The sequence below is a fragment of the Paracoccus caeni genome, from assembly GCF_016629665.1.
Classification (GTDB): domain Bacteria; phylum Pseudomonadota; class Alphaproteobacteria; order Rhodobacterales; family Rhodobacteraceae; genus Paracoccus; species Paracoccus caeni.
The window spans coordinates 77,099-90,742 of record NZ_JAEPRQ010000004.1; the positions used below are offsets into that span (position 1 = coordinate 77,099).

Sequence of the window (13,644 nt, forward strand, 5' to 3'; positions counted from 1 at the left end):
CTTAAAATAACTATAAGAATTGTCGTGTTTTAGTAAATGAATGGAAGCTGGCGAAGTTGGGGCAAGCAGGGGGAAAAACTTCTGTTTCAGACCGCGCCGGGGAAAGCGCGGCCTGCGATGCAGCCGCCGCCGCGACTCAGGCGAAGCGGGGTTGCGGCGCGGTGACGTTGGCGGGCAGCAGCAGCGGCAACAGGGTCTGACCCTGACGCTTGATCTCAGTCAGATAGGGGGTGTCGGAGAGGATGAAGCGGGTGATCCCCAGCTTCTGATAATTCCGCAGCGAGGCCGCCACCTCTTCTGCTGATCCCACCAGCCAGGTCGTCGCCGCGCCGCCCGCGCCGAATTTTCCGGGGGCGGTGTAAAGATTGTCGTCCAGCACCTCGCCCTGTTCCTGAAGGTCCAGCAGCCGCCGTTGACCTGTGGCCACGAATTGCCGGTGATCGTGCCAGTGGGCCCCTTCGCTTTCGGCCATGCGCGCGACTTTGGCCTCGGCATCGCGCCATGCCTGTTCGCTGGTGTCGCGGATCAGGGTGGTGATGCGCAGGCCAAATTCCAGCGGCGGCAGGTCGCGGTCCAGATCGCGAGAAAGCGCCTTCAGCCGGGCGATGCGCTCGGCGATGCCGGCCAGCGGTTCGCCCCAGAAAAGCTGCACATCCGCCTCGGTCGCCGACACTTGCTCGGCTGCGTCGGACGCGCCGCCGAAATAGAGCGGCGGGTGTTTGCGGGTGCCGCGCGCCGTGATGCGGGGCTGCGCGGTCGAGCCGATGACGCGGTAATGGTCGCCGTCGAAGCGCACCTCGGTTTGTGTCCACAGCCTGCGGATCAGCCGCATGAATTCTCGGGTGCGGCCATAGCGATGCGCCTGATCGCCCTCGTGATCGCCATAGGCGGCCAGATCGTCCTTGCCGGAAACGATGTTGATCCTGACACGCCCGCCGGAAAGCTGATCCAGCGTGGCGGCGGCCGAGGCGAAATGTGCCGGGGTCCAATAGCCGGGGCGGATGGCGATCAGCGGGTTGAACCGCTCGGTCCGCGCCGCCAGCGCGGCGCCGACGGTGAAACAGTCGGGCCTGCCCCAGCCGGTGCCGATCAGCGCACCGGACCAGCCGTTATCCTCGATCGCCTTCGCCTGACGGGTCAGGTTTTCAAGGCTGTTATGGTCGTCGCTGGCGATGTCGCCGCGATGACCGCCTTCGGCATGGTTCGGGATATACCAAAGGAAATCAGGATGGTTCGTCATATCTCGTCTGCCTTTCTGCGGTGTCGTCAGCGTTGCTGACCCCAACGAAGGATTGTGGCGCGCTCGACCGTGGCGAAGACCACGTTCTCGACCAGAAGGCCGATGATGATCACCATGGCCAGCCCGGCGAAAACCTGATCGGTGTAAAGCTCGTTCCGGCTTTGGAAGATGTACCAGCCCAGTCCCCCACGCCCCGAGGATGCCCCGAAGACCAGCTCCGCCGCGATCAGCGTGCGCCAGGCAAAGGCCCATGCGATCTTCAGCCCCGAGACGATCGAGGGCAACGCCGCCGGAACCAGAATCTGCGCCACGAAGCGCCAGCCGGTCAGGCCATAGTTGCGCCCGGCCATGCGCAAGGTCTCGGGTACGGCCTGAAACCCGGCGAAGATGTTCAGCGCCAGCGGCCACAGCACCGAATGGACCAGCACAAAGATCAGGCTGGCCTGACCAAGCCCGAACCACAACAGCGCCAGCGGCAACAGCGCGATGGCGGGCAGCGGGTTGAACATCGAGGTGAGCGTGGACAGAAGATCTCGCCCGAACTGGGTCGAGACCGCCAGCGAGGTCAGCAGGAAAGCCAGCACGATCCCGGCCAGATAGCCCTTGAGTAGCACGGTGATGGAAATCCACGCCCGGTCCAGCAGCACGCCGTCGGCGATGCCCGACACGAAAGCGCGGGCGGTTTGCAAGAAGGTCGGCAGCATCAGCGGACTGGCCTGCCAGCGCGCGGCCAGTTCCCAGATCAGCGCAATCGCCGCGACGATGACCAGACGGCGCAGCCAGTCCTGCGACCACAGCCGCGCGGCAAGCGGGATATCGCGCTCGACCGGCGCGTCGATGAATTCGGGCAGATCGCGTTCATATTCGGCGCGGATGGGCGGGGTCAGGCTGGCGGTCATTCGGCGGCCACGGCGCGGTTGTCCTGCGCGTCCTCTGGGTCGGGAGTGTCGAACAGCAGGTTGTGGATGCGGCTGGCCGCTGCCTGAAAATCCCGCCCGCCAAGGCTGTGCAGATCCCATGCGTGGCAGTTGATCTCGGCCCGGACGCGGCCGGGGCGGGGGGATAGCAGCGCGGTGCGGTTGCCGACGACCAGCGCCTCTTCGATCGAATGGGTGACGAAGATCAGGGTAAAGCGGACCTCGTCCCAAAGCTGCAGCAGTTCCTCTTGCATCTTGCGGCGGGTCAGGGCGTCCAGCGCGGCGAAGGGTTCGTCCATCAGCAGGATCCGCGGCTTCATCGCCAATGCGCGGGCAATCGCCACGCGCTGTTTCATGCCGCCGGAAAGCTGATGCGGAAAGGAATCCTCGAAGCCCGAAAGGCCGACCTTGGCGATGCTGTCCCGTGCCCGCTCTTTCGCCTCGGCACGCGGCAGACGGCGCGAGGCCAGCAGGGGGAACATGACATTGCCCAGAACCGTCTTCCACGGCGGCAGTTGGTCGAATTCCTGAAACACCACGATGCGATCCGCGCCCGGCCCGGTGACCGGCCTGTCATCCAGCAGGATCTGCCCCTCGGTCGGGCGGATGAAACCGGCAATGGCCTTCAACAGCGTCGATTTTCCACAGCCCGACGGGCCCAGAAGGACGAAGCGGTCGCCCGCATGGACATCCAGATTGATCCGGTGCGCCGCGCGCACCACCCGTTCGCGCGTGGCATATTCCAGCGTCACGCCCTTGACCCGTAAAAGCGGGTCGGGCGTGGCTGCCGTGGCGGATGCTGCGTTGACGCCGGAGAGCAGGACCATCGTTGCCTCAGCTTCCCTGCGAGACGCGCGGATCGTCGAAGAAGTAATCCGACAGCGTCGCAGGCTCGGTGCGGATCGCGCCGACGCGGTGCAGGAACTTGCCAAGGCCCAGCGTATTCTCGGGCTCGACCTTGAAGGTCACGGCATCGCTGGTCAGCACCTCCAGCAGCAGATCGCGGTCTGTATTGCCGCCGGTCACGCGCAGGTAGATATCGGCGGCCTCTTCCGGGTTTTCGGTCACGAACTGCGCCGCCTCATCCAGCGCGGCAAGGAAGGCCTGATAGGTCTGCGGGCTGTTTTCATAGAAATCCTCGGTCGCATACAGCACCGTGGACGAGGCCGGGCCGCCCTGCACGTCGAACGAATTCAGGATCACATGGGCATCGGGATTTCCGGCAAGCTCTTGTTCCTGAAACGGCGGGTTGCCGAAATGCGCGGTGATCTCGGTCCCGCCCGAGATGATGGCGGCGGCAGCTTCCGGATGGGGCAGGGCGACCGAGATTTCGTCAAGCCGGTCGAATTCCTCATCGCCCCACAGCTCGGCCGAGGCCCATTGCAGGATCCGCGACTGCACCGAAACACCGACCGCCGGAACCGCGATCCGGTCCTTGTCGGACAGGTCGGCAATGCTTTTCACCTCGGGATTGTTCGAGACGAGGTAGTAGGGAAAATTGCCCAGCGACGCGACGCCGCGCACATTCTGCGCCCCCTGCGTGCGGTCCCAGATGGTGAATAACGGCCCGACACCGGCCCCGGCGATATCGACGCTGCCCGACAGAAGCGCATCGTTCACCGCCGCGCCGCCTGACAGGCGGATGAATTCCACGTCGATGTCGATTCCCGCCTCGCGTCCGTGCTTTTCGATCAGTTGCTGATCCTTGGCGACGTTGAGCAGCAGATAGACCACGCCGAATTGCTCGGCGACGCGCAACTTGCCCTCTTCCGCCGTGGCGGCGGTGGCGAGTGAGGTCATGCTGGCCCATGCCAGCAGGCCAATGGCCGAACGCAACTTGCCCTTCATTCCACGATTCTCCTAAATCTTTACCAATATACTGGATGAAAATCAGGAGCCGACAAGGCGCACAGGTCGCTGGCAAGGCGAATTGAAAGCCTGTTTCAAAGGGGGGTCAGGAAAGAGAAATCGCTTTCACGAAGCGGGTGCGGGGCAATGGAATCGTTCCTGCGCGCCTGCCAAAGATCATCGGTCGAAGGGGGGAGTAACAGTGTTGACGGGCGACAGATCGGGGTGCAGCAGCAGGTAGGCGGCAAGGCGGGGGTCTTCGCTGTATCGCGGCTGCTGATCGAGGATATCGTATCGTGCGCCCAGCTCATGCCGCAAAAGCGCAATCAGCGTATCCACCTTTGCGTTGAAACACTCGCATAACGCCTGTGTCCAGAGGCTTGGATCGGGTTGATAAAGCGGGTTGAGATAGGCGGAATGTTCGAAATCGATCTGATCGCGAAGATCGCGCGCCGGGACGGAAATCAGTAATTTTGGCCCAACTATCTCGCGGCCTTGCAAATCACGGAAACTGGCATCAACCGGACCAACGCCAAGTTTCTCGCGCGTCGTAGTATCGCCAGCCCAAAGACATCCGCCTGCGCCATAGGCGAAGAAAAATCTGAGGGTGCTGTTCGTCATATGGGATGATTTACATAAGATGCGGACGGCCGGAAAGTCCACGCTTGCCGTTATTGACCGAAAAATATTTCTATATATACAATGTAAACCACTCTGTTTACTGAGATATAAAGACCTAGAGTGGTAATGAAGCCGTTTCCCGCAATGTCCGAACGACCAGTTGTGACGTATAACTTTGAATGCGAATGTCGGAATAGGTTTCCAGAAAACTGTAGATGTAGTCGGTATAGTCCGCTGCCGTCCGGAATTTCGCGATCAGGACGAAATCAAACTCCCCCGCGACAAGATAGCTGGCCACAACCGCCGGATCGCGTTCAAGAATCTTCGCCAGCCGCCGATCCACGTCGAACGTGTCCTGTCCCAGCTTGATCAGGAAAATGCCGGTCACCTGAAATCCAAGTTTGTCCGCATCAAGCATGGCGCGACGACCCTTGATGGCGCCGCGCGCCTCAAGCGCCTTTATGCGCCGATGACAGCTTGCAATCGACATATTCACCCGCTCGCTGATTGCTTCAAGTGAAAGCGAGCAGTCTTCCTGCAGCAGCTTGAGAATCGTCAGGTCGGCGTCGCGCAAAAAACTGGCCCTCCAAAATCAGGAAAGTGAAAAAATCCGATCAGCGCCGCCCGATATTTGAAACAAGCTTACACCGGCCACGGCTACAATCTTAAGACACTGTTTGGGATTGGGAAAGACAATCAATGATTGTAGCGCAACCAACATGGGAAAATGATATCCGCACTCTTCTGGCGGCCCCCTACTGGTTGCCAACGGATGAGCGCGAGGCGATAGGGCGTGGCTGGCGCAACGCCATGGTCGAATATCTGATTGATCTGGGCGATTACGGCTCGGTTCGCACCTGGTCCGAGACGATTTATAATCATCTTGCGTCGCGTTCGATGCCGTTGACCACCGATACGCGGCAGTTCTGGCCGCTCGAAGCGCTTGAGACATTTCGCCTCTGGGTCAATCAGGGCTGGCGGCGCGTCTCTTCGGACCCGTTTGACGATGCGCCCCGGCTGCCCAAGCCGTCATGTCCCTATCCGCCGCCCTACGTCCGCCGCGATCTGGCGTCGCTCAGTCAGGCCGAGATCGACGATTTCCGGGCCCGTCTGGATGACATTATGCGGATCACCGATCCCTCGCCGTTTTCGCCGTGGCAGAAATGGGCCTATGTCCACACCAATTGGTGCCTGCATTATCAGGAAGCCTTCGCCTTCTGGCATCGTGGTTTCCTGATTTACCTTGAGACGATGTTGGGTTGTCCGATCCCCTACTGGGACTGGATGGCCAAGGACGCTAGCAAGGATGGCAGCCCCTCGGCCGGTCTGCCGCAATGCTTTCTGGACCAGACCTATATTCACCCCGAAACGGGCGAACGCCGTCCGAACCCGCTGCGCTATGCCGCCGCGAAGGATGGTGTTTCGAAACTTTGCGAGGTGCGTTTGCCCGAGGGGGTCGATTGCCGCTTCGTGCAGCGCAATCCGTTATTCTACACCAGCGGCGACGACCGCCGGGCCGAGCGGGCCGCGTTCTACGCCATGGCCGAAATCTTTCAGCAGCAGGTGGTGGATGCGCTTCGCTTTGACAGCTTCAGCGTGCCGCAGGGTTCGCCCGGATTCCCTTGGGCGAATATTCCGACCTTCACTCCGCCGCAGCCGGACAACCTCTATCCTTATCGCGACATGAATTTCGACGGCGCTTACGAACAGCCGCATGATAATTATCACGGCTGGATCGGCGCCGACATGGCTGACAATGCCTATACCGCCTTCGATCCGATCTTCATCTGTTACCACGCGAATATCGACAGGATGCTGGAGGTATGGATTCGCGCCAATCCGGTCGCGCAATACACCGCCGGGGTGCCGTTGCAGCCGTTCATCGGCCCGACAGCAGCCCAGATCGACGAAGCGACGCCAGAGGCGTGGCGCTACACCACGCTTGGCGATCTCGCTCAAGACAGCCGGCATCTGGGCTATGACTACGGCCCGCCGGTTTCACCGCAATTCCGGGGACGTTCTCCGGTTGCCGCGTTCGGCGCTGCCCCGGAACCTGGGACGGGTAGCAGTGCCGGGCGAATGGCCTGCGCCTCCCATGCGACGACAGATGCGTGGGTGATCTTCGACGGCGTCCGCTGCACCCATGACAGTTTTGCGATTGATGTGTTTCTGGGTGGAAGGGTCAGCGAGGCGCGGGCCGACAATCCCGCCTATGTCGGGCGGTTCAGCCGCATCGGCATGGGCATCATCGACGACAAGGGCCGCTGTATCCGGCACGGCGTAAGCCGGGCGCTGGATGCGTCGCGCGCGGCGGCGGCCCTGGGGCTTTCGGCAGGTGAGGATCCGGGCATGTGCATCCGGGTCACCAACCTGCATGGCGGCTTCGAGCTGAGCAGGGACGAGTACAGCAGGTTGCCGGGCTTTTTGCCTGAATTTCATTGGGGGGACCTGCGTCGCGCACCGATCAGGAAGGCTTCGCAATCCCCGTGTTGCCACTGATGGCCTCTGGCCGAAAGGATTTGACATGACGAGCTTTACCGCATTTTCCACCCCGGCATTGCAGGGTCCAAAGGATTACCAGCTTCTTAATCTGCCGCAGGACCAGCTTGCCGCTTTCGAGGCGGATTGGAGCGCGAATATCGCGGGCTGGACCGAGATGTCGATGATCGGCAATCCGTGGTCGAACCTTTATGATGCGCCGCGCGACAATTACTACAACCCGCTGGTCGAAGGCATGGGCACGGCAAGCGCTGCCGTGATCAGTTGGCTTCCCTTCCCCAATCGGCTGATCCAGTTCCTGACCAATCCGGGCATCGTGCAGGGTGGGCAGCTTGCCGCACCGCTGAGTCAGGATCAGGTTCAGCAACTGGCCGATACCGGCCAGATCACGATTAACGGCACGACCTTCGTGCTGTTCAATCCGCAACCGGGGCAGGTGCTGTTGAAGATCCCCGGCGACCGCTGCCCGGCAATCGACTGGAACGGCAGATACGTGGATTTTTCGCCCTCGGGGCCGCGCGGTTGGCAGGATGAATATTGCGAATGGTCGATTGTCAGGAACGCTCAGGGAGAGATGCAGTCGGTGTCATTCACCTGCGAGAACCCGGCCTATTTCCTGACCATGTGGCGGCAGAACCCAAAGGCGGTTCTGGGCATCTATCAGCAGTTCATCGATCCGGCGGTGCAGATTGAGGATCTGTTCCTTCGCTATGAATTCGACCAGCCGACCGGCAAAAAGGGTGATCCGGTCGTGGACCCGACCACCGGCATCCCCGCCTATGACCCGACGAACAAATGGAACCGCGGCCCGGCCCGTTCGCCCGGCAGCTTTGGCGGGGCGATGCACCTGACCTCGCCTCCGAATACGCTGTCGGCCGAGATCTATCTTGCCGCTGCCGCCACCATCCAGCGGTCGTCCGCGGTCAACGGCAACCCGCAATCGCTGATCTGCTGCGCGCAATACGGGCAGAATTTCCGCAACTCGGACCCGAATATCGGCTACGGGGCCAATGTCGCCGCGCGCACGTCGCGGTTGACGCTGACAGATCCGGTGGGGCTTTACCTTCAGCAACCGCAGAACTTTCAGGGCTGGCAGGGGCCGGGCGGACAGGATGTATCGGGCTATTGGAAGATCCTGCGCGGGACGGCGGGCACCGGGCCGAACGGCTCGGACCAGATCCTGCATGCGGTGTTCGACATTCCTGACAGTGCGGGCTTTTCGATCGAGGATTGCACCATCTACGGCATGCCGATCTCGCATGTCGGGGTGATCCTGAACCAGATGAAGGTCGCGCTGGCCGTCACCCCGAACAATGCGACGCCCGATCTGACCGTGCAGGCCTGCGTCGCCGACCGCACCAGCGGCGTGCAGCCATGGCCGGTCCAGATGGTGCCGGAAACGCTGTTCTATGGTGAATCGCCTTCCGATCTTCCCGCGCTTCTGCGGCCCGGCAGTCAGAACCGCTTCGTCCTGATCGTGCAGGGCGCGGATGAAAATACGACAACGGCCACGGCACGGGTGCAATTCTCGGACCCGAATATCAGCATCCGGATCGAGGAATTTCTGCCAAACGCATCAGCCGTTCCGGGACAGACCAATGGCGGCGGCACGCAGGGATATGTGATGACCGTCGCGGTCGGTGCGAATGCGCGCCCCGGCCCGGTCTGGCTGCGCGCGCTGAACCCGGCCGAGGGGGCCTCGCCCACACCGGATGAACATCCATGGGAAGCCGGGCTTGCCGTGATTTCGGCCACATAACCATCAGCACAGCGTCAATCACCGATTGACGCACCCATTCTGAAAGGAGATCCGCCATGCGAACGGGTCCAGTCACCGGCATGCTGGCCGCTTGCGTCACACTTGCCTTTTGCCCAACCGACGTGAAGGCGCAGACCGCTTGCAGCGCCATGCTTGTGACCGACCCGACCTCGCCCAACTTCCTGACCGGCGACACCCCCTTCGACCATACGCAGGACGGGATGAACTGCTATGGCTGGCAGATGTTTCTGTCGCTGAACTGGCCGGTGGAATCCGGCTGGCCGCAGACGCCCGCGCTTGCCGGAGAGCCTGACCGTAGCGTCAGCATCGCCGAATTCGGCCTGCCCGGCGCGACAGGTCAGCCGACACAGCGAACCACGGTCTGGCAAAGCTTCATGTCCGCGCCCGAGGTTTTCAAACCCTTCGCGGCCACCCCGACCGCATGGGGCGAAACCACGCCGCCCCCGGCAGGCTGCGGCACTGGCACATTGGCGGCCTCTGCCAGTGGACCGGGCAGAGTGCTGAACGCGGTCTCGAAATCCGCCGTCAGCCCGCTTCACGACTTCAATCTGGACACCGGGACGATGTCCACCATCTCGGATGAGATCGAAGAGGCGACAGGCGGCTGGCTGACCGACCAGAAGGGAAACTTGGTGTTCTTCGAGCGGCTGATCGGCAAGGCGGAATACGATTATATCGTCCAGAAAGGGCTTTATGACGCCGCCAATCAGCTTAGCGTCGCGACCAATGCTGACGGCACCACGCCTGAGGGTCTGTCGCTGCCAACAGGGCTTCGGGCAACTGGAAGCGTGCAAAGTCAGGATGATCTTGGCGCGTTCGAGCTGAAGGCGGCATGGCGCAATCTGACCGATTTCCCGGATCTCTATGACCGTTACCTGACCTCCATCGCCTATCTGGAACAGCCCGACGGAACCTGTTCGAAAGCGGTGGTGGGGCTGGTCGGGCTGCATATCATCCACAAAACCACCTCGATGCCGGATTTCGTCTGGTCCACGTTCGAACAGATCGACAACGTCCCCGGCGCGGCCCAGCCCGCACCCGGCACGGATTTCAGTTTCAACAATCCGAACTCGAACGCGAAACCGAACCAGATGCCGCACTGCACCAATGGCGTCTGCGACTATTCCCTGCCGATTCAGGTCACGCGAGAGGTTCCGATCCCTGCGGCCGTCGCCCAGACCAACAGCGATGTGCAACAGATGCTGGCCCATGAGACCGGGGGCAAATCGGTGTTCCAGTATTATCAGCTTGTGAACGTGCTATGGGACGGCGCGCCCACACCTCCGCTGCCCGAGCCGGGCGCAAATGCGCAGGTGCCCCTGATCTATGGCAGCTTCCAGACCGAGGCCAGCGTGCCGATGGCCAACACCACGATGGAGACCTATGCCCAGCAATTCACGCCGGGGCTTGGCCCGTCCTGCAATGCCTGCCACCAGAGCGCGACCATCGCCACCAGCCGGACACTGGCCTCGGATTTCTCGTTCCTGTTCTCGACCGCGTCCAGCCGCGCGAAACTGCCGGGGCTGTTCATCTCAAGCGATTTCGTCAGGTGAAGCCATTCACACCGGTTCGCCACATACCGCTTGTCGGAGATGTTCTGGCCGTAAGCCACAATTTCGTGGTCGCCTTCAGCAGCAGGGGGGCAGCATAATCGCCCTGGACCTGTCATGAGACGCTTTGCTCAGACCGCACCATCAACCGAGTCGAATTGCGCAACCCTGCCGCAGTTGAAACAGGGCTAGTCGGTTCGAAGCTCTCAGCTACTCTGATTGAACCTCCAATGTGCTTCTCCCGCGACTGGCCGCTGCAAACCAAAACGCAGCGGCCTTCTGTTTTTCTCTGTTGCGGAACATCGCAACGATGCCGCGATTAAAACCTTTCCTCTGAAGTCCTGCCGACAGCAAACCGCGTTCGCGGACGGCGGCAGAACGCAAAGGCTATACCATTTACCCGGCCAGTTAATTCACGATATTTTTTGTCGTGATAAACGTGATTCCGTTCGGCTGACCGGGATCGCCGCCGCCTCGGCTGAAACCATTCCTCCATTCCTGTAGGTTCGACATGAAATACAATCTGCTTGCCCTGACCGCCGCCCTTGCCTTGGGCGCAACTGTCGCCTCTGCCGCGCCGCTGAAGATTGGCGTGGTGCCGGGTGCCTATGGCGATACCGTAAACGTCGCCGCGGAAGAGGCCCGCGAAAAGGGGCTGGAGGTCGAGGTGATCGAGTTCAGCGACTGGACCACCCCAAACGTTGCGCTTGATGCAGGCGATATCGACGTGAATTTCTTCCAGCACGAGCCGTTCCTTGAAAACGCCAATGCCGAAGGCGGTTACGATCTTCAGGTCGTGGCGCCCGGGATTCTGGCAAATCTTGGCCTCTATTCGCTGAAGCACGACAGTTTCGAGGATATTCCAGAGAACGGGCAGGTCGCCATTGCGAACGATCCGGTCAATCAGGGTCGCGGGCTGCTGCTGCTGGAAAAGGCGGGGCTGATCAAGCTGAAGGAAGATGTGGGTTTCCTTGGCACCGTCGATGATATCGTCGAGAACCCGAAGAACCTGTCCTTCACCGAAGTCGAGGGCCCGCAGCTTGTCCGCATCACCGGCGATGTCGATCTGGCGCAGGGCTATCCGCATTTCATCGTCGCGGCGGGCACCTTCGATCCGACCTCGGGGCTGCTTTATTCCGGGATCGAGGATAAGCAATTCACCGTCAGCTTCGTGACCCGTTCAGACCGCACCGATGACCCGCAGGTCCGCCAGTTCATCGAGATTTTCCAGAATTCGCAGGCAGTTGAGGCTCAGGCACGCGAAAGTTTCTCGAACAGCGACAAGCTGTATATCCTCGCCTGGAAGGACCAATGACCGACGCGGCTTTCAGTGCCGGGCTGCGGCCCTCTGCCGTGCAGGGGGTCGTTTCGCTGGACAGTGCCGTCAGGGGGCCGGGCACGGTCCGTTTCGAGGGTGTAGGTAAGGTCTTCCATTCCTCGGCAGGTGAGGTTCAGGCGCTGAAGGATATCAGCCTCGACATCCGCGCGGGCGAGGTCTTTGGCATTATCGGCCGGTCGGGGGCGGGCAAGTCCAGCCTTCTGCGCACCATCAACCGGCTGGAAGCGCCGACCACCGGCCGGGTGCTGGTCGATGGGCAGGACATCTCGGCGCTGCAGGAAGACGGTCTGGTGCGCCTGCGCCGCCGTATCGGGATGATCTTTCAGCATTTCAATCTGTTATCGGCCAAGACAGTGCGCGAAAATGTCGCCCTGCCGTTGCAGGTCGCGGGGGTAGCGCGTGCCGATATCACCGCGCGGGTGGATGAGGCGCTGAAGCTGGTTGGGCTGGAAGGCAAGGATGCCACCTATCCGTCGCGGTTGTCAGGCGGGCAGAAGCAGCGCGTCGGCATCGCCCGCGCGCTGGTCAGCCGCCCCGAAATCTTGCTGTGCGACGAAGCGACCTCGGCGCTGGACCCGGAAACCACGCTGTCGATTCTGGAGCTTTTGCGCGACATTAACCGTCGTCTGGGGCTGACGATCATTCTGATCACCCATGAGATGAGCGTGATCCGCGAGATTTGCAGCCGTGTCGTCGTGCTGGAAACCGGCGAGATCGCCGAGGAAGGCCCGGTCTGGCAGGTCTTCGGCGCGCCGCGCCATCCGGCCACACAGGCGCTGCTGCAACCGCTGCAACGCGATCTGCCCGCCGATCTGGTTGCGCATCTGCGCCCGACCTCGCAGGGGCCGCGCGACCGGGCGGTCATCGATATTCGCTATGCCGGCCGTGCCGCGCCTGATCTTTCCGTGCTGGCGCAAGCAGCGGGCGCGGGGCTTGAACTACTCTCCGCCGGGGTCGAGCGGATTCAGGGGCACTCGGTGGGGCGTATCGTTCTGGCCGCAGGGCCGGGCACGGATCTGGCGGCGGTTCAGGCCGCTGAAACGACGGCAAGGGTGATCGGCTATGTCTCCGCAAATGATTGACCGCCTGTGGCAGGCGTTTCAGGACACGCTGTTCATGGTCGGCGTTTCGGCCGGGATCGCGGTGCTGGCGGGGATTCCGCTGGCGGTGTTTCTGGTCACCTCCGGGCATGGCGGCATCTTCCCCACGCCGCGTCTGAACCGGATCGTCGGATTGGCGGTGAACGGCTTTCGCGCGGTGCCTTTCATCGTGCTGCTGGTGGCGCTGATCCCGTTCACCCGGCTGGTCGTCGGCACCACCATCGGTGTCTGGGCGGCGATCGTGCCGCTGGCCGTGTCGGCCACACCTTTCTTCGCCCGCATCGCCGAGGTCAGCCTGCGCGAGGTTGATCCCGGTCTGATCGAGGCGGCTCAGTCCATCGGCTGCCGCCGTTGGCACATCATCCGCCACGTCCTGCTGCCCGAGGCGATGCCCGGCATCATCGGCGGGCTGACCATCACCGTCGTCACCATGATCGGGGCATCGGCAATGGCGGGCGTCGTCGGTGCGGGTGGCCTGGGGGATGTGGCGATGCGCTATGGCTATCAGCGCTTCGATACCAATGTGATGCTGGTGGTGATCGCAATTCTGATCGTGATGGTCAGCGCGGTGCAGTTTACCGGCGATACGGTGGTGCGTCGGTTGAAGGCGCGGTGAGAGCCGCGCCCGTTCGACATTGATGATCGAAGCGGAGGGCGGGGCACTGCCGCGGTTGGGCACGGCAACGATCGTGCAGGACACTTTATGGTGCCATCCCTTCGAACATCTCTGTAGCGCGGGACATCACCGAA

General features: G+C 61.8%; 12 protein-coding genes. 6 read left to right on the forward strand and 6 right to left on the reverse strand.

What is annotated here, in order from left to right; all coding sequences use genetic code 11:
- Positions 1–136: 136 nt before the first annotated feature.
- From JJJ17_RS12475 to JJJ17_RS12500, 6 genes are all read right to left on the reverse strand, one after another.
- The gene (locus tag JJJ17_RS12475) at positions 137–1,240 is read right to left on the reverse strand and encodes an LLM class flavin-dependent oxidoreductase (protein WP_200686939.1); all 1,104 of its coding nucleotides are present in this window, start codon (positions 1,238–1,240) and stop codon (positions 137–139) included.
- A 26-nt stretch (positions 1,241–1,266) separates the two neighbouring features.
- Positions 1,267–2,139 (reverse strand): ABC transporter permease, encoded by an 873-nt coding sequence (locus tag JJJ17_RS12480; RefSeq protein WP_200686942.1) that lies wholly within the window; start codon positions 2,137–2,139, stop codon positions 1,267–1,269.
- Complete coding sequence (locus JJJ17_RS12485; protein WP_200686944.1) at positions 2,136–2,984, reverse strand: ABC transporter ATP-binding protein; 849 nt, start codon at positions 2,982–2,984, stop codon at positions 2,136–2,138. Before JJJ17_RS12485 ends, JJJ17_RS12480 begins: the two co-directional genes overlap by 4 nt.
- A 7-nt stretch (positions 2,985–2,991) precedes the next feature.
- A complete protein-coding gene (locus tag JJJ17_RS12490; protein WP_200686946.1) occupies positions 2,992–4,005 on the reverse strand; it encodes an ABC transporter substrate-binding protein in 1,014 nt (337 codons plus the stop codon).
- 177 nt (positions 4,006–4,182) lie between these two features.
- A complete protein-coding gene (locus tag JJJ17_RS12495; protein ID WP_200686948.1) occupies positions 4,183–4,668 on the reverse strand; it encodes a hypothetical protein in 486 nt (161 codons plus the stop codon).
- Between the two features lie 73 nt (positions 4,669–4,741).
- A complete protein-coding gene (locus JJJ17_RS12500; protein WP_200686950.1) occupies positions 4,742–5,200 on the reverse strand; it encodes an Lrp/AsnC family transcriptional regulator in 459 nt (152 codons plus the stop codon).
- Between the two features lie 125 nt (positions 5,201–5,325).
- On the opposite strand from JJJ17_RS12500, the gene JJJ17_RS12505 reads away from it, so the two are divergent.
- The 6 genes from JJJ17_RS12505 (at position 5,326) to JJJ17_RS12530 (ending at position 13,510) form a co-directional block, all read left to right on the forward strand.
- Positions 5,326–7,125, forward strand: a complete 1,800-nt coding sequence (locus JJJ17_RS12505) for a tyrosinase family protein (protein ID WP_200686952.1) — start codon at positions 5,326–5,328, stop codon at positions 7,123–7,125.
- 25 nt (positions 7,126–7,150) lie between these two features.
- Positions 7,151–8,884, forward strand: coding sequence for a hypothetical protein (locus tag JJJ17_RS12510; RefSeq protein WP_200686954.1), 1,734 nt, complete (start codon positions 7,151–7,153; stop codon positions 8,882–8,884).
- A gap of 56 nt (positions 8,885–8,940) precedes the next feature.
- Positions 8,941–10,458, forward strand: a complete 1,518-nt coding sequence (locus JJJ17_RS12515) for a hypothetical protein (RefSeq protein WP_200686956.1) — start codon at positions 8,941–8,943, stop codon at positions 10,456–10,458.
- A 508-nt stretch (positions 10,459–10,966) separates the two neighbouring features.
- The gene (locus tag JJJ17_RS12520; protein WP_200686958.1) at positions 10,967–11,770 is read left to right on the forward strand and encodes a MetQ/NlpA family ABC transporter substrate-binding protein; all 804 of its coding nucleotides are present in this window, start codon (positions 10,967–10,969) and stop codon (positions 11,768–11,770) included.
- The gene (locus JJJ17_RS12525; RefSeq protein ID WP_200686960.1) at positions 11,767–12,876 is read left to right on the forward strand and encodes a methionine ABC transporter ATP-binding protein; all 1,110 of its coding nucleotides are present in this window, start codon (positions 11,767–11,769) and stop codon (positions 12,874–12,876) included. The genes JJJ17_RS12520 and JJJ17_RS12525 overlap by 4 nt, the downstream gene beginning before the upstream one ends.
- Positions 12,857–13,510, forward strand: coding sequence for a methionine ABC transporter permease (locus JJJ17_RS12530; RefSeq protein ID WP_200686962.1), 654 nt, complete (start codon positions 12,857–12,859; stop codon positions 13,508–13,510). Before JJJ17_RS12525 ends, JJJ17_RS12530 begins: the two co-directional genes overlap by 20 nt.
- Positions 13,511–13,644: the final 134 nt, after the last annotated feature.